Raw genomic sequence first — 24574 nt, 5'->3', positions numbered from 1 at the left:
GTTCTACCGGACACCAGACGTGAAGAATCTCCCGTCGTCCTCTTCCGGTCACCTTCCGTCTCCGGTTTCCCACCCGAACGTCGGCGTGCGCGGCGTCGCGCACCCACAATGGGAGACGTGAGAGGAACACTCCGTATCCACCTGGGTTCGGCCCCCGGGGTCGGGAGCACGCACCACGCGCTGGCCGAGGCGCGGCGCCGCGCCGAACGCGGGACCGACGTGGTGGTCGGCGCGGTCCACACCCACCGCCGGGCCCAGACCTCCGCGCTGCTGGAGGGCCTGGAGACCGTCCCGCCCCTGGCGACGGGGGCGGTGGACACCGCGGCCGTGATCACCCGGGCGCCCCGACTCGTCCTGGTGGACGACCTCGCCCGGCCCAACGAGCCCGGCTCCCCCAACGCGACCCGCTGGCAGGACGTGGAGGAGCTCCTGGCGGCCGGGATCGACGTCCTGTCCACGGTGGGCGTCCACCACCTGGACTCCCTGTACGACGTCGTCCACCAGATCACCGGGGTCCGGCCCGAGTACACCGTTCCGGACCGGGTAGTGCGCGCCGCCGCCGAGATCGAGCTGGTCGACGCCACCCCCCAGGAGCTGCGGCGCCGGATGGCCCACGGCGACCTGCACCCCGCCGAGCGGGTCGACGCCGCGCTGGCCGACTACTACCGCGAGGGCAACCTGGCGGCGCTGCGCGAACTCGCCCTGCTCTGGACCGCCGACCGGGTCGAGGAGGGGCTCAGCCACTATCTCGGCGAACACGAGATCCGCGACACCTGGGAGGTACGGGAACGGGTGGTCGTGGCGCTGACCGGGGGGCCCGAGGGCGAGACCCTGATCCGCCGCGCCGCCCGTGTCGCGGCCCGCTCGCGCGGCGGGCGCCCCCAGCCCAGCCACCTGCTGGCGGTGCACGTGGTACCGCCGAGCGGGATCGGGGAACGCCCCAACGGGGAACTGCTGCGGCAGCGGCACCTGCTGGCGGAGCTGGGCGGCACCTACCACCAGGTGGTCGGCGCGGACGTGCCCTCCGCGCTGCTGGAGTTCGCGCGCGGCGCCCACGCCACCCAGATCGTCCTGGGCTCGTCGCGCAGACGACCCTGGCAGTACGTGTTCGGCCCCGGGGTGGGAACGATCGTGGCCCGCGAGTCCGGCGACATCGACGTGCACATCGTCACGCACGAGGAGGTGGGCCGGGGCCGCTGGCCGCTGCCCGCCCCGGGGCGGGGGCTGAACGAGCACCGGCGGCTGTGGGGGTGGACGCTGGCACTCCTGGCCCCGCCCTTCGTCACCCTGGTCCTGGCCCTGCCGGTCTTCTCCGAGGTGGGCCCGGCCGCCGACCCGCTGCTGCTGTTGCTGATCACCGTGGCCACGGCGGCCGTGGGCGGCCTGCGCCCCGCCCTGGCCTCCGCCCTGTGGAGCGCGGTCCTGCTCACCGTGCTGCTCTCGCCGCTGCACGGGCGGCCGTCGGTGTCCCTGGACAACGTCCTGTCCATGACGGCGTTCGTACTGGTGGGAGGGTTGGTGGCGGCGATGGTGGAGATGGCCGCCCGGCGCTCGGCCCAGGCCCTGCGCGCCCGGGCCGAGGCGGACGCCGTCGCCCTGCTGGCGGCCAGCGTGCTGTCCGGGAACGAACCCCTCCAGGCGTTGTTGCGGCGCATCAGGGAGACCTTCGGGCAGCGGTCGGCGACGCTGTTGGAGCGGTTGGACGACGACCGCTGGTACCCGGTGCACAGTGTCGGCGCGCCGGCGTGCGAGGCCCCGGAGGAGGCGGACGCGCTGGTGTCGGTCTCCGACACGGTGGCGCTAGGGCTGCGCGGCAGGGTGCTGCCCGCCGCCGACCGCGGTGTGCTGGAGGCCTTCGCCACGCAGGTGGGGATCGCGCTGGAGCACCAGAGGCTGGCCTGGGACGCGGCCGAGGCGCGCGGCCAGGTGGCCGGAAACCGCATACGAACGGCTCTGCTGGCGGCGGTCTCGCACGACCTGCGCACGCCGCTGACCTCCATCAAGGCGAGCGTGTCCAGTCTGCGGGCCACGGACATCCTCCTCTCGGAGGATGACCGCGCGGAGCTGCTGGAGACCGTCGAGGAGTCGGCCGACCGGCTCGACCGGCTCATCGGCAACCTCCTGGACATGAGCCGGGTGCAGACCGACAGCGTGCGGCCGCAGCTGCGGCCGGTGGCGTTGGAGGAGGTCCTCCCGGCGACCCTGCTGGGGGTGCCGGGGGACGCGGTGGTGGTGGACGTCCCCGAGGGCCTGCCCCGGGTGCGGGCGGACGCGGGCCTGCTGGACCGGGCCGTGGCCAACGTGGTCACCAACGCGGTGCGCTACAACCCCGACCCCCGCACCCCGGTGCTGGTGTCCGCCAGCGCGCACGGAGACAGCGTGCAGCTGCGCGTGGCGGACCGGGGGCCCGGGGTCTCCGACGAGGCCAAGCAGAGGATGTTCGAGGCGTTCCAGCGCCTGGGCGACACCCCGCAGGGCACCGGGGTGGGTCTCGGGCTGGCGGTGGCGCGTGGTTTCGTTGAGGCGATGCACGGCACCCTGGCCCCGGAGGACACCCCGGGCGGCGGACTGACCATGGTGTTCACCCTGCGCGCGGTGGACGAGGGCGACATATGAGGAGCGGCATGCGGGTGCTGGTCGTCGACGACGACGTGCAGATCATCCGGGCGATGCGGATCAACCTGAGGGCCCGTGGCTACGACGTGGACACCGCACCGGACGGCGAGAGCGCGCTGCGCCTGGCCTCGGAGCGCCTCCCCCACGTGGTGCTCCTGGATCTCGGGCTCCCGGACATGGAGGGGGTCGAGGTCATCCAGCGGCTGCGCGGTTGGTCGCAGGTGCCCATCATCGTGCTCTCCGCCCGGCACTCCGCCGGTGAGAAGGTGCGCTGCCTGGACCTGGGCGCGGACGACTACGTCACGAAGCCGTTCGGGATGGACGAGCTACTGGCCCGGATGCGCGCCGCCGAACGCCGGTCGGCGCCGGTGGAGGAGGCCCCCGTGGTGCGCACCGCGTCCTTCGAGGTGGATCTGGGCGCCAAGCGGGTGACCCGGGACGGCGGGGAGGTGCGGCTCACCCCCACCGAGTGGCATGTCCTGGAGCTGCTGGCCCGCAACGCCGGCCAGCTGGTGAGCCAGCGTCGGCTCCTGCACGACGTGTGGGGTCCCAACTACCAGAACGAGACCAACTACCTGCGGGTCTACCTGGCACAGCTGCGCCGCAAGCTGGAACCCGACCCCTCCCGACCGCGCTACCTCATCACGGAGGCGGGCCGGGGCTACCGGTTCGAGAAGGACGGCTGACGTGCCCGAGGACGGCGTGTACGCGGGTGGTGCGGGCCGGGCCGCGGTGCGGACCGGGGACGGCTGACCGGCCGCTCCGCACCTGGAGGTGGTGCGCCGAGGCGAGCGTCACGAGGTGGTGGCTCCGCACAGGTCCATCATCAGGTCGAACTCGACCGAGTCGGTCTGCCCGCGGTTGGCCTTGGCCACGGCGAAGCAGGGCGCGAAGGCCCGCACCCACTCCATCATGCGGCCGGGGTCCACGCTCATGACACGGGAGAGCGTCTCCACCCGGCCCTCCACCTCGGCGACGCCGGACGCCTTCCACACCGCCCAGTCGACCGCGTCGGCGGCGCCGTCGCCCAGACAGGCGCGCGGATCGAGGACGACCAGGCCGCGGGACCCGCCGTCGATGACGTTGCCGGGGTGCAGGTCGCCGTGGAGCGGGACGACGTCCTGGTCGCCGTGGGCGAGGTCGCGGGCCTTGGCGGCACCCCGGTGCATGACGGGCGCCGGGACGATGTCCGCGGCCGCGCCCGCCTCGCGTTCGCGGCCCCACATCTCGAACACGAACTGCACCCGGGCGCTGAGCGGGCGCAGCTCCCGAAGCTCGACCGGGTCCACCTGGACCGCGTGCAGTTCCGCGATGAGCCCGCCGATGGTCTCCATGGCCGGGACCACGCCGGAGGCCGCGACCGTGGAGCCCTCGACCCGCTCCATGAGGAACGCCCCGCGATCGGGGTCCACCCCCCACACGTCGGGCACCCGCCGAGACGGCGCCCACATGCGCAACAGTTCGGCCTCGGAGACGGAGAGGCCGCTGTCGGGCGAGATCTTGAGGACACCCTCGGCCCCGTCCGCGCGGCGGACGTAGAGGACGACGGAGGTACGGCCGTGCGGGGCCGGCCCCTCGACCGTCAGTCGCCACTCGGTGGCCAGCTTCTCGACGGTTCCGGGCAGTTCCGCCAACCACTCGGTGACGTGGTGCCCGAAGCGCCGTTCCAGGCGGCGGCGCTGCCGGTCCTCGACGAACTGCGCTGTGCCGTCGTTCATACATCCACCTTCGGTTCGCTCACGTCCGTGCCCGCCGGGAGGGGCTCGCTCACCGGGGCGACGTACGGGTACCGCGTCGGAGCCGTGGCCGCACCGCCGCCGACCGGTGGCCGGTGCGGCGGGCACCGCGTCGCGGGTGCGGGATTTCCCGCCCCTGGGCCCCATACCCATCCTCGCCCCGGCGGTAACGGCGTCGTCGCCGATCGCGACGCGACCGCCACCGGGCCCCGACCCCGGAACGTCAGGTGAGGCGGCCCCGGGCCGCCCGGTGCTGGGCCAGGAGCGTGTCCACGACCAGTTCGGAGGGCCACAGCGGAGCGGTGATGGCGGTGGTGTCCAGTCGGCGGAGCAGGTCGAAGTCGGGCCCGTCGACCAGTCTCCAGGCGGCCACGGCGACCCGTTCGCGCCCGTCGCGGCGCAATCGGGCGACGGCGTCCAGGACGGTCGGCGCCCAGGTGCGCAGGTACCCCACCTGGACGGGGGAGGAGAGACGGCGGCTCAGCATCCGTGCCACGTCCATCACCACCTGGCGCTCCTCGGTTCCCGTGGTGCCGTCTGCGGCCAGGACCACGCCGTCGTCGGGCCTGCGGCCCGAGTCGGAGAGCCGTGCGGCGAGGTCGGCGACGATGGACGGGACCGCTCCCAGCGGGGACGTCCGGCACGCGTCCTCCACCCGCCCGAGGTCGAGGCGGGTGAGCAGGTGGGCGCTGGCGACGTCGCCGCCCGCGACGAAGGCGGGGACCACCACCTTGGGCCCCCGGACGGCGCGGATCGCGGCGCCGACCTCGTCGGGGCCACCGAAGGCCGCAGTGACGGGCACCTCACCGCGCCGGGCCACCGCCTCGGCCAACCCGTGCAGGGCGTCGCGTCGGTGGGCGTCTCGGGAGTCGTCGGCTACGAGGATCATCGTGGGGACCATGATCGGCTCCTTGGGATCGCTGAGGCGTCTGCCACGGCCCACCGAGCGTAGGGGTGCGGGATTTCGGGAAATCGCCCCGGTGTTACGCGGAGGAAAAAAGCGGACAATGGCTGAGTTGGTTATCACCAGGGGAAGACTTGGCAAATCATAACAATCCACCACCGACCGGAGAGTGTCCACTCATCGGGAGGGTGGCGTGCGTCTCCCCGCACCTGCGGGGCGAATGCCCCACGGGATCAAGGATTGTCACAACACCACCACTGACCTCGTGGGACACGGAATTCCTCTGCGACTCCGAGGCAACCGGCGCACCCCATGGAACCGGGTTCCGATTTCCACCGCCCCACCCGGCACCGGCGCGCGGCATTCACCCCGACCTCTCCGGAGAAATCCGCCACGCACAGAATCCGGACCTTCTGCACGCGCCGTTTGCACGTGCCACGGAATGCGCACGCCGCCGGGGACGGCGGAAGCGACCGATCGGCACCCGGCCCACCGCCTCCTGCCACACGAGTGCGACCCCTGTCAAGGGTGCGAACTCCCCCTCCACCGCAGAACCACACACCACTTGACGTGGGGAGACAGGGTGCGATTCCGGCGTGATCACTTGCGATACCCCAGAACCGGCAGCACACTGGAACGCGACGGTAGGGACCCGCGGTCCCACCAGCGTCCCGCTGTCCCACCCGGCCCATCAACCGGTGGCCTCCCCACAGCCCGACCACCGTCCACCCACCACCACCGCCCGCCGAGCCGTCCCAGACTGGAGTTGAGCATGGCCGTCCACCCTCGGGTGCAGACGCTGACCCAGGCTTTCCTCGCCAACGCCGACCGGGAGGCCCCCGGCCTGGTCCAAGGCCTCTACCTGACCGGTTCGGTCGCCCTCGGCGACTTCCGCCCGCACACCAGCGACGTCGACTTCGTCATCGTCACCGACCGCCCCGCCGAGCGGGAGGACCTGGACGCCCTGCGGCGCGCGCACGCCCGCACCCGGAACGAGGTCCCCCGCCCCCAGTTCAACGGCATCCACGTCACCTGGGACGAGCTGAACCGCGACCCCGCCGCCTGCGGCCCCGTGCCCTCCGTCACCAACGGCCGGTTCCGGGACCGCGCCGCGGTCGACGTCAATCCCGTGACCTGGCACGTCCTGGCCGACCGAGGGGTCACCGTGCGCGGCCCGCACCCCTGCGAACTCGACGTGTGGGACGAGCCGGAGAGCCTGCGCACCTGGTCGCTCGGCTCCCTCGACGAGCACTGGCGGCGCTGGCGGGAGAAGGCCGGTCGCCTGGTCACCCCGCGCGGCCTGGCCGTCCTCGGATCACTCGCCCCCTCGTGGAGCGTGCTGAGCGTCAGCCGCCTGCACTTCACCCTGGCCACCGGTGAGATCACCTCCAAGTCCGGCGCCGGGACCTACGCCCTGCACGCCTTCCCCGAACGCTGGCAGCGCATCGTCAACGAGTGCCTCCGGGTCAGGCGCGGCGCCCAGGCCCCCTCCCTGTACGAGAGCGCCCTGGCCCGTCGCCGCGCCGCCCTCGACTACATCGAGATGGTCCTCGACGAGTCCCTGCGCCCCGGCCTGGCCACCTGAGCGCACCGGCGGCCCCATCGTGCCGGGCGACTAATCTGGGGGTATGACCATGCGCCCCATCGTCCGCTTCGGCGACCCCGTCCTCGTGACCCGGACCTCCCCCGTGACCACCTTCGACCAGCGCACGGAGAAGTTGGTCCGCGACCTCCTCGACACCGTCGACGCCCCCGGCCGCGCCGGTGTGGCCGCCACCCAGATCGGGGTGGGCTCGCGCGTGTTCAGCTACGACGTCGAGGGCCGCACGGGCTACGTGATCAACCCCGAGATCGTGGAGCTCTCCGAGGAGCTCCAGGACTGCGACGAGGGCTGCCTGTCCATCCCCCGGCTCTGGTACAGGAGCCGACGCGCCCAGCGCGCCGTGGTCCGGGGCGTGGACCTGCGCAACGAGCCCGTCACCGTCGAGGGGAACGGGCTGATGGCGCAGTGCCTCCAGCACGAGACCGATCACCTGGACGGCATGCTCTACATCGACCGGCTGGACGCCGACACCCGTAAGCGGGCCCTGCGTGACATCCGTCGCTCCGACTGGTTCCTGCCGGCGGACCAGCCCGCGCCCTCGACGTCCGTGCGCCTTCCCAGTGCCTTCGGCGGCAACGGCTGACCCCCTCCCCGAACCCGGCGTTCGGTACGGTCACCCGGTCCGGGTATCTTCTGGACAGAACTCCGCTCAACCCCCACAGCAACGCGAGTCGACTCACTGTGCACGTACCACCGAGATCTCGTATGGTCCACTGAGCACCTCCCGCCCGTGGCGGCGCAGCCGTCCCCCCGGCGCAGCGGATGCTCTCGTACCATCCACGGAGCAGAAATGACATCCACTCCTCGTACCGCCCCACGTCGCGGCCGGACCGCGGCGGCGATCGCCGCCTCCGCCGTGCTCGTCCTCGTCGGCCTGCCCGGCGCGGCCCATGCCGACCCGGACGAGGACGTCGACATCGACGAGCTGAACCAGCGGGCCGAGGAGCTGGAGGAGACCTACGACGGCGAACTGCTCCAGTACACCGAGATCAAGGACCGCGTGGAGGCCGCCGAGGCCGAGCTGGACGACCTCGACGAACGCCTGGAGAAGTCCCGGGGCGGAGTGTCGGCCATCGCGGCCGCCCGGTACAAGGGCGACGGTTTCGACCCGACGCTCCAGATCGTCTTCTCCAGCCAGCCGGAGGACATGTTCACCGACGCCGCGACCGTCGACTACCTGGGCCAGAACCAGGCCGAGCAGATCTCCGAGCTCATCGCCCTGCGCGACGAGCAGGCCGAGCTCACCGCCGAGCTCCAGGACGAGCTGTCCGAGGCCTCCGACCTGATCGACGATCTCGAGGAACAGCGCGAGGACGTCGCCAAGCGCATCGAGGAGTACGAGGCCGAGCAGGTCCCCGACGGGCCGGGGGACACCGGCGGTTCCAACCCCGGCAACGGCACGATCCCCGACAGCGCACGCGGCGGCGGCTGGGAGCAGACCACTCCCCGCATGGCGGCCATCCGCGACGAGATCATCATGCAGTTCGGCGCGCCCTACCCGGTGGGCTGCTGGCGCCCGAGCAACGACGACCACGGCACCGGAACCGCGTGCGACTTCATGATGAGCGCCAACGGTGCCGCGCCCTCGGCGGCGAACCAGGCCCTCGGCCAGCAGATCGCCGACTACGGCATCGCCAACGCCGATCGGCTGGGCATCAAGTACATCATCTGGGAACAGCAGATCTGGCAGTCGACCTCACGCCAGTGGACCTGGATGAACGACCGCGGCGACCTCACCCAGAACCACTACGACCACGTGCACATCAGCTCGTACTGATTCCGGACCTGGGCGCCCGGGCCCGCGCGAGCGGAAGTACCGCGACCAGGACCACCGCGACCGCCGCGAAGGCCGGACCGTAGCCGGTGAGCTGGATGAGCAGGCCGAGGCCGACCGCTCCGACCCCGGTGCCCGCGTCGAACCCGATGTTCCAGGCCGCGCTGGCCCGGCCGTACCCGGTCGGCCCGGCGCGGCCCAGCATCACGGTGACGGTCTCGTTCTGCACGGCTCCGAACCCGAGTCCGAAGACCGCCGACCCGGAGAGCACCAGCAGGGCCGTGCCCGCGCCCGGCGCGCCGTCGCCGTTGGCCCACAGACCCGCGGTGACCAGTGCCGCTCCGGCGGCCGCCGCGAGCGTCCCGGGCATCAGCAGGACGGTGCGGCGGTGGCGGTCGAAGACGACCCCGGCGGTCCACCGACCCGCCACGACGCCGAGCGCGTAGACGGCGAGTACCGTCCCCACCAGCCAGGCGGACCTTTCGAGCGGTATCGCCAGGAAGGTGACGACCCCGCTGGCCGCCGACGACACCGCCAGCATGATCACCAGCGGCGCCGCCAGGACGAGCAGGAGCGACAGCCCCCGGGGCGAGGGGTCCGCGTCGTCGGTGCCGGGACCGGACGTCGAACGCCCCGCTCCGCGCAGCAGCACGCGGTTGCGACCGCCGTCGGCGAACCAGATTCCCGAGGCGAGCACCGCCGCCACGACGCCGCAGGCTCCGGTGAGCCAGAAGGCGGTGTCGAACCCGAGACCGAGCGCGAGCGCCACCCCTCCCGGCAGGATCACGATCTGCGGCAGACCGACCGCCAGCCCGTAGTAGCCGGTGGCCCGACCGACCTGTCGCCGGGGGACCAGGCGCGCGGCGAGCGCGGTCCCGGCCACGGTCACCATCCCGAAACCGACGCCGCGCACCGCGGAGACGGCGACGAGTGGTCCGAGGTCGGTGGTGAGGGCGAACAGCGGCATGGGCAGGCCCATGATGAGCGAGCCCACGGGAAACGCCCACCGGTAGCCGCCCGCGCGGTCCAGCAGCCAGGGCATGGCCAGCTGGGTGAGGACGGTGGTGAGCATGAACGCGGCGGTGGTGGCGCCCGCCCCGAACTCGCCCGCTCCGCCCCGGCTGGCCCACAGCGGCACCAACGGGAGGACGGCGGCGAACCCGCACAGGCTGACGGCGGTCGCCATGATCAGGAGGGCGAAACCGCGCCCCCGGAGACCGGGCGGACCATCAGTGGACGCCGTGGCGCCGTCACCGGCGGAGGGGGAGCCAGATCGGATCATCCGTCCTTTCTAACGGAGCTGACGCGGGCTGTCGACCGGCGCCGCCCCGCCCACCCCTGGGGCACCTACACGGGCTGGTCGCGCTGGGGCAGCCGCTCCCCCAGCCAGGTGCGCAGACGGGTGACGAGTTCGGGCGTGACCGCGCGCTCCGCGTGTCCCATCCCGGGCACGATCCACAGGTCCTTGGGCTGGCGGGCGGCGTCGTGGATCGCGGTGGCGTGCGAGACCGGGAAGTAGCTGTCCGCGTCGCCGTGCACGACCAGCAGGGAGGCGGGGGCGACCTCCCCGGCGACCTCTCTGGGTTCGGCCGGGGTGGGGTTCCAGCGCTGGTCGGTGACGCGGACCTTGCGGAAGCTCCGCAGGAACGCGCGGCCGAAGCTCCGGCCGACCCCGAAAGTGAGCAACCGCATGGACCGGGTTCCCCGGTAGTACCAGCGGCTGGGGCCACTCACGGACACCACCGCGCCGACCCCGCCGAAGATGGCGGCGTGCCGGATGGCGACGGCGGCGCCCATGGAGAATCCGAGGGTGGCCACGTGGGTGTAGCCGAGTTCGCGGAGGCGGCGCACGACCGCCTCGAGGTCGTGGATCTCGGCGTTGCCCACGGTGCTGCGGCCTCCGGAGCCGTGGTGTCCCCGGAAGTCGAAGGTCATCACGTCGCCGACGGGCAGCAGCCCCTCGGCGACAGCACGCGTGTGCGGGCTCCGGTAGGTCCCCGTGAAGCCGTTGGCGATGACGACCGCGCTGGTGCGGGGCGCGGCGCGGCGCAACAGCACGGCGTCGATCCCCACCCCGTCGGAGGTGGTCAGCCAGAAGCGGTTCTCCTGGGGCTGGTCGATGGAGTGGTCAATGGCGTCGGACACCACTCCATCGTGCCCGATCAGTCCCGGTAGGGGGAGTGCGGCCCCCGTGTGTCGTCACCGGTGCCGTGCCCTGGGTGAGGTCCCGAGTACCCCTGGGGCGGGTGGGGCGGAGGGGAGTGCGGCGGGCGCTGTCCGTAGCCGGGCGGCGGTCCCTGCGGCGGCGGGGTGTCGAAGGCCGGGGTTCCGAAGGCGGGCGTACCGGTGCCGTGGGGGCCCGGCGCGGGCGAACCCCGGTACCCGGGGCCGGGCGGCGGGTCGTGGGAGACGGGCCCGCCCTCCCCGAAGCCGGGCGACGGCCGCCCCCGGTAGCGCTGTTCCTCGGACGAACCGTGGGACGGAAGGTCAGGGGAGGGCGAGCCGTACGCGTGAGCGGCGTCGGCGTACGCCGTCTCCGCCGGCGCGGTCTCCCCCGCGTCGACCGCCTCGAACTCTCCGGTGCGGCCGTAGCCGTCGTCCGCGTACCGGTCCTCGCCCTCGTCGTCGTAGTACTCCTCGTCCGGGTACTCGTCGTCACCGTCCTCGGCCCGCAGCGACTCCTCGGCCGCCGCACGCTCCGCGGCCGGGGGGAACACCACCGAACGCAGGTTGAGCGCCACGTGCACCGCGATCGGGACGACCAGGCTGCCCGTGCCCAGGTACAGCACGGTGAACAGGGTCCCGGAGAAACCCGCGCTGAGCAGGCCCCACCAGCCCTGGTAGAGGTGGGCCAGGGAGAAGAGCACCACCGACATCACCGCGGCGATCCACAGCGGCACGTCCATGCTGGCGATCAGGGTGATGAACAGGCCCCGGTAGAGGAGTTCGCCGAACACACCGCCGGTGACCGCCATCCCTCCGGCCAGGGCCCGTTCGCGACCGGTCCGCGGCAGCAGCAGGTACTGCTGGCTGCCGGGTTCCGGAAGCCGCATGGGCCTGCTCGCGCCCCTGCGCCCCCGGTGGCCCTTGCGGCCACGGCCCCCGCTCTCGGCGTCGCCGTCACCGGTACCGCGCCGGGGGCGTCGGGCCGGACGGGCGGGCAGACCGTTGACCAGCACCCAGAAGGCCGCCAGCGCGATCGTCCCGCCGATCGCCGCGCCCACGACGGGGCCGACGGCGTCCGGGACGCGCAGCCCGAGGTCGACCGCGTTCAGGTCGGGGGACAGCAGCAGCACCGCGAGGACCAGCAGCCCCCACAGCACGTGGATCGCCATCGTGACCGCGTACAGCAGCCCGAGGGCGCGCTCGTCACCGTTTCCTCGGCGCGACAGCCACGCGAACGCGCGCCGTCCGAGCAGGGGTTCGCCGAACGCCGCGAAGAACAGCAGCAGGACCGTAAGAAGGGTCCCGGCGAGACTGAATTGAGGGAGACTCTCCGACCATGGCACGGGCACAGCCTAGAAGAACGACCCGGGTCATAGAGCCACGAACGAGCGGATTGCCGGAGATCGTCCGAGCTACCCCTTGTGGTCGGGGCCGTGAAGAGCGACCGTGGTAGGTGTCGCAGGTCACACAGGCGGTGGCGCGATCCGGCCGCCGTCCGGACCCCGAAGGGCTGGTAGACGAGGATGGCTGATCGAACCGGTACCGCGCCCGTGGCCGACCGGCCCGGGGACATCCGCAACGTCGCGCTGGTGGGCCCCTCCGGCGCGGGCAAGACCACCCTGGTCGAGGCCCTGCTGCACGCCGCCGGTGCGATCCGGCGGCCCGGCACCGTCGAACGGGGCACGACCGTCAGCGACCACGACGGGGTCGAGGTCCGCCAGGGCCGGTCGGTACACCTCACCGTCAACCCGGTCGTGGTCGGCGACGTGAAGGTCAACCTGCTGGACACCCCGGGCTACGCCGACTTCGTCGGGGCGCTGCGCGCCGGTCTGCGCGGTGCCGACGCCGCCCTGTTCGTGCTCTCCGCCCTGGACGACGTGGACGGGCGCACCCGCCTGCTGTGGGAGGAGTGCGCGGCGGCGGGCCTGCCGCGCGCGGTCGCCGTCACCGGCATCGACCACCCCCGCGCCGACTTCGACGAGGTGGTGGCGCGCTGCCAGGTGGCGTTCGGCCCCGGAGTGCACCCGGCGTACGTGCCCGCCGTGCGGGGTTCGGGAGACCAGCGGACGCTGGTGGGGCTGTGGGGGCTCGTCTCGGAGCGGTACCACGAGGGGGCGGGCGGTGACGGTGCGGGCCCCGTTCCCGACTGGCTGCGCGACCAGGCGGGCCACCTGCGGCGCACGCTCATCGAGGAGGTCATCACCGAGAGCGAGGACGAGGCGCTCATGGAGCGCTACGCGGAGGGTCGCGCGATCGACCCGGACCTCCTCGCGGCCGACCTCAAGAAGGCGGTGGCGGCGGGCGGGTTCCACCCGGTGCTGGCGGTCAGCCCGACGCACGGTGTGGGTGTCCGGGAGCTCCTTCGCGAGCTCCCCCTGTCGTGCCCGGACCCGACCCGGCGCGCGCTCCCCCCGGTCACGCGCCCGGACGGTCGGCCCGTGGAGGGCCTGACCTGTGATCCGGACGGGCCGCTGGTCGCGGAGGTGCTGGGTACCACCGGTGACCCGTACGTGGGGCGGGTGAGCCTCGTGCGGGTGTTCTCCGGGACGCTGCGACCCGACACGGTGGCGCACGTGCACGGCGCCGGTGAGCTGGACCGGGGTGACGACGAGCGCCTCGGGGCGCTCTCCGTCCCGCTCGGCTCCCGGACCCGGCACGTGGGCGAGGTGGTCGCCGGTGATCTGTGCCTGGTGTCGAAGCTGCCGGGCGCGCGGACCGGGGACACCCTGTCCGCGCCGGAGCTGCCGCTGCGGATGACGCCCTGGCCCTTCCCCGTGCCCACGCTGCCGGTCGCGATCCGCGCCGCCTCCGCCGCGGACGAGGACAGGCTGTCGTCCGCGGTGTCGCGGCTGCTCGCCGAGGACCCGTCCCTGCGGGTGCGGGTCGACCCGGAGACGCACCAGATGGTGCTGTGGTGCCTGGGCGAGGCCCACCTGGACGCGTCTTTGGAGCGGCTCGAGGAGCGCTACGGGGTGCGGGTGGAGACGGAGGACGTCCGGGTTCCGCTGCGGGAGACCTTCGCCGTTCCGGGGCAGGGCACCGGCCGCAACGTCAAGCAGAGCGGCGGGCACGGCGAGTACGGGGTGTGCCTGATCAAGGTGGAGCCGTTGGAGTCCGGCGCGGGGCTGGAGTTCGTCGACCACGTCGTGGGCGGCGCGGTCCCCCGCCAGTACGTGCCCTCGGTCGAGCGGGGCGTCCGCGCGCAGATGGCGGACGGTGTGCGCGCCGGGCACCCGTTGGTGGACCTGCGCGTGACGCTGTATGACGGGAGGGCCCATTCGGTGGACTCCTCCGACTCGGCCTTCCAGAAGGCGGGCAGGCTCGCTCTGAGGGACGCCGCCGCGTCCTCGGAGCTGACCGTCCTGGAGCCGGTGGACGCGGTGACGGTGGAGGTCGACGACGCGCACCTGGGCCCGGTGCTGAACGACCTGTCCGCCCGCCGGGGCCGCGTGGTGGGAACGGAGGCCGCCGCGGGCGGCCGGGTGGTGGTCCGCGCCGAGGTGCCGGAGCTGGAGATCCGGCGCTACGCGGTGGAGCTGCGAGCGGTCGCGCACGGCACCGGGGTGTTCAGCCGCGCCTACCTGCGCCACGAGCCCCTGCCCGTCCACCTGGCCCGCGCGAAGGGCACGGGTTGATCCGGGCCGCCAGCCCCGGGTGAACATCCGACGGCCCCCGAAGCACAGCGGAGGCCCCAAGAAGAACAGCTCTCACAGCACCCGTCCCGGTGTGCTCCGGTCGGCGAGCGCGGCGAAGCGGAACGTGTTGACGGGGTGGCTGGACAGGAGGTTGACCAGCATCACGAAGAATCCGGTGTCGGTGCTGGCGCGCGCGACGATGTCGTCGAAGTCCACGGCCGGGTACAGGTACTTGCCCGCCGCGAGGACGCGGATTCCCTGGACTCCTTCGGGGCAGAACTCGTAGGCGTGGTTGTCGGCGGTGTACTCCTGGGCGCGGCCGAGGGTGCTGCCCACCCCCGGGATCACCTGTGCGATCGAGACCGCGAACTGGCGCCAGAACGAGGTGTGCCCGGCGGCGATGTGTCCGACCTCGTGGCCGATCACGAACCGTAGGGCGTCGGGGTCGCCGAGACGCCCGCCGACCTCGAACAGGTCGCTGTTGACGGCGACGTAGCGGCGGAATCCGTGTCCCGAGGCGAAGGCGTTGATCGCGCCGTTGCCGAGCACGATGTAGGCCTCCGGAACCTGGCGCATGCCGAAGTACCGTGCCGCGTCGACGACCATCCGGTGGGCTTCGGGGAACTGTGCCTCCGTGATGCGCACCCCGTTGACCCGCTGGCGGGCGTAGAGCTGGCCGCGGACGAAGAACACGAGCACGGGGATGCTCAGGAGCAGCAGCGGTTCGTTGGGGTCGCCGGACAGGGCCCGGCTGACGGCGCCGCCGACGGCGAGCAGGGTCACGGCGATACAGCCCAGCAGGAGCGGGGTCTCCCGGTGGTGTCTCAGGGATCGGCGGACGCGGGGGTCACCCCATCGCCAGAGGAGGGCCCCCACGCGCGGTCAGAGGCGGTACTGGGCGTCGGGCAGGTCGTCGTCCGGTCCGGGGGGCGGCGGTGCGGCGTGGGCGCTGCCCATCGGCGGCGGTCCCCCGAAGGCCGGTCCGGCGGGCGGTCCGGGCGGTCCGGGCGGTGGTGCGGGCGCCTCGTCCTCGTCCATGATCGCGGCCATGTCGGCGGACAGGGTCGACTCCTCGGCCTTCTCGCTGTGCCACTCGTCGCGGATCTCCTGGTCCTGACGGCCCATCACCGATCGCATGTCGGTGTCGTGGGTGGCCTTGCCCGGCTCTTCGGGCCAGGCGGAGGAGGTGGCCAGGAAGGCGCTGTCGTAGGCGTCGTTGGCCTCGTCGGAGAAGCCGGGCTCCTGCGGGCGGGGAGCGGCCAGCGGGTCGGAGAGGGGGCCGAAGGGGGCGTGGGCGCCCGGTGCGGTCCCGGTGGGGGGCGCCTGGCCCGGGTAGGGGGCGTGGTCTCCCCCGGGGTCGGTGTGCACGCGCGCGTCCGCCGGTTCGGCGGGGGCCGGGCCGGGGAAGGACGCGCCCACCGGTGAGGCGGAGGGCTCGGGTGCCAGGGCCGACGGGTTGGGGTTGTCGCTGCCCACGTAGGACAGGGCGGCGATCGTGAGGGCGGCGAGACCGGCCCGCAGGGTGGGTTCGCGGTCGGGCGCGAAGAACGGCGAGTGGTTGCTCGGGACGTTGCCCATCTTCTCGTACGGGGTGTCGCCGGGGGCGTTGTCCCACACGTCGTGGGGTGTGGCGCCGACGAACCAGAGCACGTAGGGGATGGGCTGGGGGTCCTCGGGCAGTCCGAATCGGCAGAAGTCCTCGGTGGCGGGCGAGGGGTCGGGCAGGTGGATGACGTAGTCGCCGCCGAAGTAGGCGTGGTGGGCGGCGGCGACGTCGGCGGTGCTGGCGGGGTCGTTGTGGGTGACACCGCTGCTCTGGAAGCGTTCGACCTCGGGTTCGCGGCTGGCCCCGGAGGCGGCGGCCTCGGCGCGCACGATGCGCTCGATGGCCTGTTCGAGCTGGACCGAGACGTTCTCGTTGAGCGCCCGGGTGCTGATCTCCAGGTAGGCCTCGTCGGGGATGATGTTGGCCTTGGTGCCCGCCTGGACGCGGCCGACGGTGAGCACCGCCATCTCGCTGGGGCTGATCTCGCGGGAGACCACGCCCTGGAGGCGGGTGACGATGTTGGCGGCGATCAGGACGGGGTCCACGGTGGTGTGCGGCTGGGAGGCGTGGCCGCCCTCGCCGAAGATCCGCACCTTGTAGGCGCTGGCGGCACCGAGGATGATCCCGGCGCGGTGCGAGATGAGACCGGCGGGCTGGGGGCCCAGGTGCTGACCGAGGATGACGTCCGGACGGCCGAAGCGGTCGAACAGGCCGTCGTCGATCATGCCCTGCGCGCCGTCGAGGGTCTCCTCACCGGGCTGCGCGACGATCATGATGGTCCCGGCCCACTCCTCACGGGTCTCGGAGAGCAGGTCCGCGACGCCGATCAGGCAGGCGGTGTGCGCGTCGTGGCCGCAGGCGTGCATGACGGGGACCTCGGCGCCGTCGGGGTCCTGCGCCCTGGCCGTGCTGGCGTAGGGCAGGCCGGTCTTCTCCTCCAGGGGGAGGGCGTCCATGTCGGCGCGGAGCATCACCGTGGGACCCGGTCCGTTGCGGAGGATGCCGACCACGCCGGTGCCGCCGACTCCCCGGTGGACCTCGTATCCGGTCCGGTTGAGCCACTCCGCGACGACGCTGGCGGTGCGCTGTTCGGCGTGGGAGAGCTCCGGGTTCTTGTGCAGGTCGACGTAGACGCCCTCCACGAGCGGGAAGAGCTCGTCGAGGAGTCGCATGACCACGCTTCCGTGCTGGGCTGCACGGTTGGGGTCCACCGCGTGCGGCACGGTATCCACCGCCTTCTTCGTTCTCGTCTGGCGGGCGTTGACAGGTTGACAGGGGGACCTGCCGCCCGGGGGCAGCCTATCGGCGCGTCCGCCGAGGGTTCACACCGACACGTTCGTGCCGCGGTGCGCCTCGGTGCCGCCCATCGGTTAGGGTCTGCACACGGTAAGCCATCCCACACCCGCTGCCACGGGTGTGCGCGTCCCCCGGGTCCCCGTTCTCCGGTCCGGGATGTGTTCGGGAACTTTTACCTGATTTGTGCGAACTACTGGCATACCGCAATATGTCTCAGTAGGGTAACGGAACCATGTTCGCGCAACGTCTTCGCCGGTGCCCCCTCGCGCGCCACGCGGCACCAGCCCCAAGGCCCCGTGACCCTGCCCGACGGCCGCCCCCCATCCCGCACGGAGGGTAGCGGGACCGACACAACACGCCCCAGAAATCAGTGATCTCGGAGTCCCTAGTGGCCTCATCCACGACCAGTCCGGCACCCCAGTCCACGGAGAAGGGGCGCGGCGCGACCGCCCTCGCCTCCGGTACCAGCGCCACGGCGGCAGCGCGGCCGCCGGACCGCGACGCCCGACTCGACAACGCCAAGTTCATCCTCATCGCGCTGGTCGTCCTCGGCCACGCGATCGAGCCGATCTCCGACTACCGGCCCGCCAGTGCCCTCTACTACTGGATTTACTTCTTCCACATGCCCGCGTTCATCATGATCAGCGGCTATCTCTCCCGGTCCTTCGACTCCTCGTCGACGCGGGTCGAGAAGCTGGTCCTGACGCTGGCCGTCCCCTACCTCGTCTTCTGGACGATCCACCAGTCCATCTACTCGGTCGAACGCGGCGGCCTCCCGGACTCCCTGTCCGTGCTCAAGCCCACCTGGACCCTGTGGTTCCTGGTCGCCCTCTTCCTGTGGCGCCTCACCGTGCCGGTCTGGCAGCGGCTGCGCTGGCCGGTGGCGATCGCGGTGGTCATCTCCCTGTTCGCCACCACGGCCGACCTCGGCAGCACCCTCTCGATCGGCCGTGTGGTCAGCTTCCTGCCCTTCTTCGTGCTGGGCCTGAGTCTGCGCCGCGAGCACTTCGCCCACCTGGACCGGCTCTGGGTGCGGATCGCGTCCGTGCTGGTGCTCGGCGTCACCGCCCTCCTGGCCGTGCCGGTCTCCGACCGCATGAGCAGGGACTGGCTCTTCTGGAAGGAGAGCCTGACCGACCGCGCCATCGACCCGCTGATGCCGAGCATCGGTATCCGGCTGGCCTTCATGGGCATCGCCCTGGTCATGACCGTCGCGGTGCTGGCACTCACCCCGAAGCGGCGGACCTGGTACACGGCGCTGGGCGCCTACACGCTCTACGTGTACCTCGGCCACTCCGTCTTCCTGATCCTGCTCAAGGCCAGCCCCTGGTACGACCTGATGTCCGGCCCGGTCGCCCTGGCCGCCACCCTGGTGCTGGGTGTCGGGGTCACCCTGCTGCTGTGCTCCCCGTGGGTGCGCGCGAGCATGCGGTGGGCGGTCGAACCCCAGCCCACGTGGTTCCTGCGCCAGGACGGGAAGGGCCTGGCCCGCGGCGGGGCCGCGGAAAAGGGCGCGAACGCGCGGGAGGGCGCCTCCGCCTAGCCGCGCCCACCGGTCGGCCGCGGCCAGGACCTACCCGTACAAGGAAAAGGGGGCGTTCCGCACCACGCGGAACGCCCCCTCCTCCGTTCACCGGTCGGCCCGGTCGCGGTTCAGCTACCGCCGCCCCCGGTGACCGGGGCCGCGGCGGCCAGCTCGCGGCGACGCGCCTCGAAACGGCGGGACTCCTTCCACAGGCGGGCCACCAGCACCACCTCGAAGAAGCCCAGGGCCAGGCACGAGAACACCGCCACCGGGATGATCAGGCTGTTCAGCGGCGTGACGAAGGCCACCAGGACGGTCGCGGGCGCCAGCACGCACAGGAACATCTCGAACTCGATACCGCTGAACAGGTGCGGACGAACACGGTGCCGCAGCAGGAGGTTGCGCACCCGGGGGTAGAGTCCGCGCGGCGCCGCGGCCCCGGCCTGCCCGGGGGCGTCCGACATCTCGTCGTCCTCGGGGTCGGAGACGTCGGGGCGGGTGGCCTCCGCCCGCAACCGCTCGGTGTCGCCCGAGGCCACGGCGAGCGTCTGCTTCATGCTCTTACGGGTCTTGGCCACCTGCGAGCCGTTGAGGTAGCGCAGCAGGTCGAAGAAGACCACCACCGGCGCGACGATCAGATAGGCGGCCTGACCGGTGACGATCCACTGGCCGACCAGCAGCGCCATCACGCAGCCGAAGAAGCGGATGCGGTCGAACACGAAGTCGACCCAGCTCCCGAAGACCGAACCCGTCCCCTTCAGGCGGGCGATCTTGCCGTCCATGCAGTCGAGGACGAAGCTGAGGTGGAACAGCAGGGCACCGGCCAGCAGCCAGGCCCAGCCCAGGTCCGCGGCCCACACGGGCGCCGCGAAGCAGATCGCCGACAGCAGGCCCAGCACCCCGGCGCCGAGAGTGAGCTGGTTCGGTGTGATGTTGGTCCGGTTCGCCGTCCAGACCACCATCCGGCCCGCGAGCGGATCGACCAGGAAGACCGTCCACCAGGCGTCCTTCGCCTTGTAGGTCTCTTCCTTGACTTGCGCGAGCGTGAAACGCGACATGCGGGGTTCTCCTGGAAAGCCCTACGGACCCGTGAACGCCCGTGGTGCGGGGGAATCGGGCACCGTTCGAGGGCAGGGGCGAGGGCCGGGTTGAGGCGGGAATCGAGTCATCATGCCAGACGGGGGTACCCCCAACCTAATCGGTGACGGCATACTTGACAGGTAAGAGGGGGATCAACAGGGTGCCGCGCGGGTGATGCCGGGCGGAGTGGTCCACCCCCTTCGGTCTTGACCGAGGTAGAGGCATTGCGTTTTCTCAACGACCAGGTTCCCAGCCAGGACCTGACCTACAGCGACGTGTTCATGGTCCCGGGCCGCAGCGCGGTGGGGTCCCGGCTCAGCGTCGACCTGTCGTCCCCGGACGGCACCGGCACGACCGTGCCGCTGGTCGTCGCGAACATGACCGCCGTGGCGGGCCGCAGGATGGCCGAGACGGTCGCCCGCAGGGGCGGCGTCGCCGTCATCCCGCAGGACATCCCCTTCGAGGTGGTCTCCGACGTCATCTCCTGGACCAAGCAGCGCGACCTGGTCTACGACACCGCCATCACCCTGAACCCCACCAGCACCGTCGGTGAGGCGCTCAACCTGCTGCCCAAGCGGGCGCACAACGCCGTCATCGTGGTCGACGAGGCACGCCGCCCGGTCGGCGTGGTCACCGAGGCGGACTGTTCGGGCGTCGACCGCTTCGCCCAGCTGCGCGACGTGATGTCCGTCGAGCTGCTGACCCTGCCCGAGGGCACCGAGCCGCAGACGGCCTTCGGGGTCCTGCACGAGAACCGGCACCGGTTGGCCCCGGTCGTGGACGGCGACGGCGCCCTGGTGGGCGTGCTCAGCCGCACCGGGGCGCTGCGCTCCACCCTGTACCGCCCCGCCGTGGACGACCGCGGCCGCCTGCGCGTCGCGGCCGCCGTCGGCATCAACGGCGACGTGGCCGGCAAGGCTGCCGAGCTGCTCGAAGCCGGGGTGGACACCCTGGTGATCGACACCGCGCACGGGCACCAGGAGAAGATGATCTCCGCGATCCGCACGGTCCGCGCCCTGTCGCCGAGCGTGCCGATCGTCGCGGGCAACATCGTGACCGCCCAGGGCACCCGGGACCTCATCGAGGCCGGAGCCGACATCGTCAAGGTCGGCGTGGGCCCCGGCGCGATGTGCACCACCCGGATGATGACCGCCGTGGGGCGTCCGCAGTTCTCCGCCGTACTGGAGTGCGCGACCGCCGCCCGCGACATGGGCGGGCACGTGTGGGCGGACGGCGGCGTGCGCCACCCGCGCGACGTGGCCCTGGCCCTGGCCGCCGGCGCCTCCAACGTAATGGTGGGCTCCTGGTTCGCCGGCACCTACGAGTCGCCCGGCGACGTCATGCGCGACGCGCAGGGCCGCCAGTACAAGGAGAGCTTCGGCATGGCGTCGGCGCGCGCGGTGCGCCTGCGCACCTCCGAGGACTCGCCGTTCGAGCGGGCCCGCAAGGCGCTGTTCGAGGAGGGCATCTCGACGGGCCGGATGTACCTGGACGCCGAGCGTCCCGGTGTGGAGGACCTGATCGACCAGATCATCGCCGGTGTGCGCAGCTCCATGACGTACGCGGGCGCCACCTCCCTCGCGGAGTTCCACGAGCGCGCCGTGGTCGGCGTGCAGAGCGCCGCCGGGTACAACGAGGGGCGCCCCGTGGAGAACGGCTGGTAGGCGCGCCGTTCCACGGGTGACGCACGGAGAGGGGGGAGGCGACCACGACGGTCCCTCCCCCCTCTCCGTGTGTGCGGCGGTCTTCCGGGTCCGGCGGTTCGGCGGTCCGGCGGTCCGGCGGTTCGGCGGTTCGGCTCCTAGGGCGTGTTCTGTGGATGCTTTCGCCTTCTGGCGGCGGAGCCGCCAGCACCGCGAGCGGCCGCCAGGCCATCTCTCGCAAGACGATGAGCGACGGTCAGCCCGGGTTTGGCTGTCCGAGCTCCATCGGCGCAGCGAGAGGCAGCCTGGCCACGCGAGCGCGGAATGATCCACAGAACACGCCCTAGGGTCGGACCTCGTGTTCCTTGCGGTACTGGCCGCAGAGCCGGTCCGCGTGCCGGATGGGCTCGGGCACCCGGTACTTGGGCGACACCCTCAGGACGAGGTCGGCGGCGCCCTCCAGGTCCACCCGGTGGCCCACGGAGACGTAGACCGGTTTGGTACGGGCGCGGGTGCGCAGGACCCGCCCGATGACCTCGGCGCCCTCCGCCGCCAGGGTCGCGGTGTCCTCGACCACCTCGGATCGCCCGGCGACCATGGGGGTCCACGAGCCGCGCTCCTCCCCCGGCGGCGAGTTGCGGCCGTAGAGCACGGACTTGGCCGAGCCGACCACCGGCGCGTCGATCAGGACCCCCAGGTGGCTGGCGATGCCGAAGCGGCGGGGGTGGGCCAGGCCGAAACCGTCGCAGACGAACACGTCCGGGGTGACGGACAGTCCCTCGATGGCCCGGAGTACCGGGGGCAGCTCACGGAAGGCGAACAGCCCGGAGATGTAGGGGAAGGACGGGGTGTCGGCGACCAGGGATGTCTCCACGACCTCCAGGGTCCGGGCGTCCAGGACGACGGCCGCGGCCGCGAGTTCCCTGTCGCCCACGCCGTAGCTCACGTCGAGGCCGGCCACGAGGCGCACGGAGTCGGCGTCGAGCGGTTCGGTGCGGACCCGGTCGGCGAGCAGCCGCTGGCGGGCCACGGCCTCCTTGGGGTCGCTCGGCCAGTTCTCCGGGTCGTCCAGGGCCTGGGCCGCTCGCTCCGCGACATCGTTCACGTGTGTCCCCCGGTTCCTCGTGCGCTCCCCGACCCCTCGTGTCCGGGCTGTCAGGCGCAGTCTAGGCCGGTGAAGGCCTGTCGGGCGGCCGGGACCCCGATCCCCGTCCAGCGGAAGGGGACGCCCGCGGCCCGGCCCGGGTTCGGGTGGTCCATCAGCTGGAAGTGCAGGTGCGGCTCGCTGGAGTTGCCGGAGTTGCCGCACCTGCCGATCGGTTGACCGGTGGTGACACGGTCGCCCACCCGGACCTCGGCCGACCCCTTCCGCAGGTGGGCGTAGGCGGCGTACACGCCGTCGCCCAGGTCGAGGACGACGTGGTTACCCACCACGCGGCGCGCCCCGCCGACACTGCGGACGATGCTCTCGGCGAACAGGTAGAGCAGCCCCGGCCAGGTGTCACGGCTGCGATGGTCGCGCTGGCGGTCGTCGACGCGCGCGACGGTGGCGTCGGCGACGGCGAACAGCGGCTGGTCGAAGGCGGGGTAGCCGTCGTCCGGACGGCGGGAGAGCGGCCACCAGGAGCCGCGGCCAGGCGGGCGGCCCTCGTCGACGTACACGTCGATCGCGTAGGTCTGCCCGTACTGGTGGGTGCCGTGGCTGGGCACCCGGTCCGCCGGACTGTTGAGCGCCACCCAGCGGCCGGCGACCGGCGGGGCGACCTCGACGGTCGCGGCGTCCAGCGCGTCGCCGGAGGGCGTGCGGACCAGGAAACGCGGTCCGATCAGGAAGAGGAGCGCGGCCGCGAGCAGGGGGAGCAGCGGTTCGAGTGGAAGGCCGAGCGCGATGGCCGCGACGGCGTAGGCGAAGTAGACCATCAGCAGTGGTCCGCCGAGGTTCATGAGGATGCCGCGCATGCCGTACTCCCTGGGCTCGATCCTTTTTATACGTAATTACGTACTAACGTACACGATGCGCGCAAGGGCAAGCGTCACCCAATTTCGGCCGCCGATCCCCCGGGCCCGTGGAGCGTCGCGTTGTGCCGGAGGCCACAGACCCGAACGCTCGGGAGCACCGCCCCGGAGCAGTACCGTGGAGGCCGTGAATTTGTACTGACCGGTCAGTTCAAAAAGGGGGAGGCCGCAAGAATGCGTCGGGCCACCGGAGCTCGTGTGCACGCCGAGGGCGTCACACTCACCACCCGCGAGGGCCCCGTCTACACGGGGGTCGACTTCACCGCCCGGCCGGGAACGCTCACCGTCTTCCAAGCCGACTCCGGAGGGGGGCGCAGCGCGTTGCTGCTCACCCTGTCCGGCCGTATGAAGCCGACCGGCGGAACCCTGCACGTCGACGGGTACACGCTGCCCCGACAGGCACGGAAGGTACGCCGGATCAGCTCACTCGGGCTGATGGACGACGTCAACGCCCTCGACGACCGCCTGCGCGTGGGCGAACACCTCTCCGAGGCCCGCCTGCTGCGTATGCGCCCCGCCACCCGGTCGGTGACCGACCAGGCGATGGAGGCCGCCGGTCTGGCCGACCTCGACCGCCGCACCATGACCAAGGAACTGTCCATGCTGGAGCGGCGGCGCCTCGGCGTGGCCCTCGCCCTGGTCTACGAGCCCCGCCTCCTCGTGGTGGACAACGTGGACGGCGGGCTCGGCCGCGACCACCAGGCCGCCATGTGGCGATCCCTGAAGAACCTCACCGACGAGGGCCTGACCGTCATCGCCACCTGCGCCGACGCCCAGGAACTCGGTTCCGTGAACGGCCCCGACACCCAGGGGCCGCTGCGGATTCGGCAGGGCGACGACGCTTCCACCCCCGCCGACGGAACCGCGGCCGCACCGACCGAGGAAGTGATCGGCATCGACCAACTGCTGGACCGCGAGGAGGACCCGGCGGACCCGCCGCCGGAGCGCGAGCACGAGCGGAAGGGGGGTCGGCACCGTGGGCGTTCGTGACAGATGGAGGAAGGCACGCGCGGACCGCGGCGACGCCCCCGTCT

The 24574-nt window shown here is 72.3% G+C and carries 19 protein-coding genes; 9 read left to right on the top strand and 10 right to left on the bottom strand.

The features are described 5' to 3' along the window. Positions 1-108: 108 nt before the first annotated feature. Complete coding sequence (locus tag ACFYL4_RS18765) at positions 109-2616, top strand: ATP-binding protein (protein ID WP_387519556.1); 2508 nt, start codon at positions 109-111, stop codon at positions 2614-2616. An 8-nt stretch (positions 2617-2624) separates the two neighbouring features. Further along, positions 2625-3302, top strand: coding sequence for a response regulator (locus ACFYL4_RS18760; protein ID WP_357758151.1), 678 nt, complete (start codon positions 2625-2627; stop codon positions 3300-3302). A 108-nt stretch (positions 3303-3410) separates the two neighbouring features. Here ACFYL4_RS18760 and ACFYL4_RS18755 read toward each other — a convergent pair whose 3' ends face one another. Then, positions 3411-4334 (bottom strand): aminoglycoside phosphotransferase family protein, encoded by a 924-nt coding sequence (locus tag ACFYL4_RS18755; RefSeq protein WP_357758148.1) that lies wholly within the window; start codon positions 4332-4334, stop codon positions 3411-3413. Between the two features lie 241 nt (positions 4335-4575). Further along, positions 4576-5253 carry a cobalamin biosynthesis protein CbiX gene (locus tag ACFYL4_RS18750; RefSeq protein ID WP_357758145.1) on the bottom strand — a complete coding sequence of 226 codons (678 nt, stop codon included), beginning with the start codon at positions 5251-5253 and terminating at the stop codon, positions 4576-4578. Positions 5254-6028: 775 nt separating this feature from the next. On the opposite strand from ACFYL4_RS18750, the gene ACFYL4_RS18745 reads away from it, so the two are divergent. The 3 genes from ACFYL4_RS18745 (at position 6029) to ACFYL4_RS18735 (ending at position 8636) form a co-directional block, all read left to right on the top strand. Further along, positions 6029-6841 (top strand): aminoglycoside adenylyltransferase domain-containing protein, encoded by an 813-nt coding sequence (locus tag ACFYL4_RS18745; protein ID WP_357758142.1) that lies wholly within the window; start codon positions 6029-6031, stop codon positions 6839-6841. A gap of 43 nt (positions 6842-6884) precedes the next feature. After that, on the top strand, positions 6885-7442 hold the full coding sequence (def, locus tag ACFYL4_RS18740; protein WP_357758139.1) for a peptide deformylase: 558 nt from the start codon (positions 6885-6887) through the stop codon (positions 7440-7442). A gap of 207 nt (positions 7443-7649) precedes the next feature. Further along, positions 7650-8636, top strand: a complete 987-nt coding sequence (locus tag ACFYL4_RS18735) for a coiled-coil domain-containing protein (protein ID WP_387519552.1) — start codon at positions 7650-7652, stop codon at positions 8634-8636. On the opposite strand, the gene ACFYL4_RS18730 is transcribed toward ACFYL4_RS18735, so the two are convergent. The 3 genes from ACFYL4_RS18730 to ACFYL4_RS18720 all read right to left on the bottom strand — a co-directional run bounded on the left by ACFYL4_RS18730 (position 8623) and on the right by ACFYL4_RS18720 (position 12142). Then, on the bottom strand, positions 8623-9915 hold the full coding sequence (locus ACFYL4_RS18730; RefSeq protein WP_357758133.1) for an MFS transporter: 1293 nt from the start codon (positions 9913-9915) through the stop codon (positions 8623-8625). The genes ACFYL4_RS18735 and ACFYL4_RS18730 overlap by 14 nt on opposite strands. Before the next feature lie 65 nt (positions 9916-9980). Further along, the gene (locus ACFYL4_RS18725) at positions 9981-10778 is read right to left on the bottom strand and encodes an alpha/beta fold hydrolase (RefSeq protein WP_357758128.1); all 798 of its coding nucleotides are present in this window, start codon (positions 10776-10778) and stop codon (positions 9981-9983) included. A 17-nt stretch (positions 10779-10795) separates the two neighbouring features. Continuing rightward, the gene (locus ACFYL4_RS18720; RefSeq protein ID WP_387519550.1) at positions 10796-12142 is read right to left on the bottom strand and encodes a CPBP family intramembrane glutamic endopeptidase; all 1347 of its coding nucleotides are present in this window, start codon (positions 12140-12142) and stop codon (positions 10796-10798) included. 180 nt (positions 12143-12322) lie between these two features. On the opposite strand from ACFYL4_RS18720, the gene ACFYL4_RS18715 reads away from it, so the two are divergent. After that, positions 12323-14434, top strand: coding sequence for an elongation factor G-like protein EF-G2 (locus tag ACFYL4_RS18715; RefSeq protein WP_387519548.1), 2112 nt, complete (start codon positions 12323-12325; stop codon positions 14432-14434). Between the two features lie 72 nt (positions 14435-14506). Here the strand turns inward: ACFYL4_RS18715 and ACFYL4_RS18710 are convergent, their stop codons facing one another. Continuing rightward, entirely contained in the window at positions 14507-15232 is a 726-nt protein-coding gene (locus ACFYL4_RS18710) for a M48 family metallopeptidase (protein WP_387519637.1), read from the bottom strand. An 84-nt stretch (positions 15233-15316) separates the two neighbouring features. Further along, the gene (locus ACFYL4_RS18705) at positions 15317-17212 is read right to left on the bottom strand and encodes an amidohydrolase (protein WP_387519546.1); all 1896 of its coding nucleotides are present in this window, start codon (positions 17210-17212) and stop codon (positions 15317-15319) included. Positions 17213-17664: 452 nt separating this feature from the next. On the opposite strand from ACFYL4_RS18705, the gene ACFYL4_RS18700 reads away from it, so the two are divergent. Continuing rightward, positions 17665-18819, top strand: coding sequence for an acyltransferase family protein (locus ACFYL4_RS18700; RefSeq protein ID WP_387519544.1), 1155 nt, complete (start codon positions 17665-17667; stop codon positions 18817-18819). A gap of 110 nt (positions 18820-18929) precedes the next feature. Here ACFYL4_RS18700 and ACFYL4_RS18695 read toward each other — a convergent pair whose 3' ends face one another. After that, positions 18930-19859: a CDP-alcohol phosphatidyltransferase family protein gene (locus tag ACFYL4_RS18695; protein ID WP_387519542.1), complete on the bottom strand. Its 930-nt coding sequence runs from the start codon at positions 19857-19859 to the stop codon at positions 18930-18932. 246 nt (positions 19860-20105) lie between these two features. On the opposite strand from ACFYL4_RS18695, the gene ACFYL4_RS18690 reads away from it, so the two are divergent. Next, the gene (locus tag ACFYL4_RS18690; RefSeq protein ID WP_357758113.1) at positions 20106-21545 is read left to right on the top strand and encodes a GuaB1 family IMP dehydrogenase-related protein; all 1440 of its coding nucleotides are present in this window, start codon (positions 20106-20108) and stop codon (positions 21543-21545) included. A gap of 322 nt (positions 21546-21867) precedes the next feature. On the opposite strand, the gene ACFYL4_RS18685 is transcribed toward ACFYL4_RS18690, so the two are convergent. Beyond that, entirely contained in the window at positions 21868-22629 is a 762-nt protein-coding gene (locus ACFYL4_RS18685; protein ID WP_387519540.1) for an endonuclease V, read from the bottom strand. A 50-nt stretch (positions 22630-22679) separates the two neighbouring features. Continuing rightward, positions 22680-23483, bottom strand: coding sequence for a peptidoglycan DD-metalloendopeptidase family protein (locus ACFYL4_RS18680; protein WP_387519538.1), 804 nt, complete (start codon positions 23481-23483; stop codon positions 22680-22682). Between the two features lie 231 nt (positions 23484-23714). On the opposite strand from ACFYL4_RS18680, the gene ACFYL4_RS18675 reads away from it, so the two are divergent. Further along, the gene (locus ACFYL4_RS18675) at positions 23715-24530 is read left to right on the top strand and encodes an ATP-binding cassette domain-containing protein (protein WP_387519536.1); all 816 of its coding nucleotides are present in this window, start codon (positions 23715-23717) and stop codon (positions 24528-24530) included. Positions 24531-24574: the final 44 nt, after the last annotated feature.

The sequence above is a fragment of the Nocardiopsis sp. NPDC006938 genome (assembly GCF_042869555.1).
GTDB lineage: Bacteria > Actinomycetota > Actinomycetes > Streptosporangiales > Streptosporangiaceae > Nocardiopsis.
This window is presented reverse-complemented; position numbering and strand designations above follow the sequence as displayed.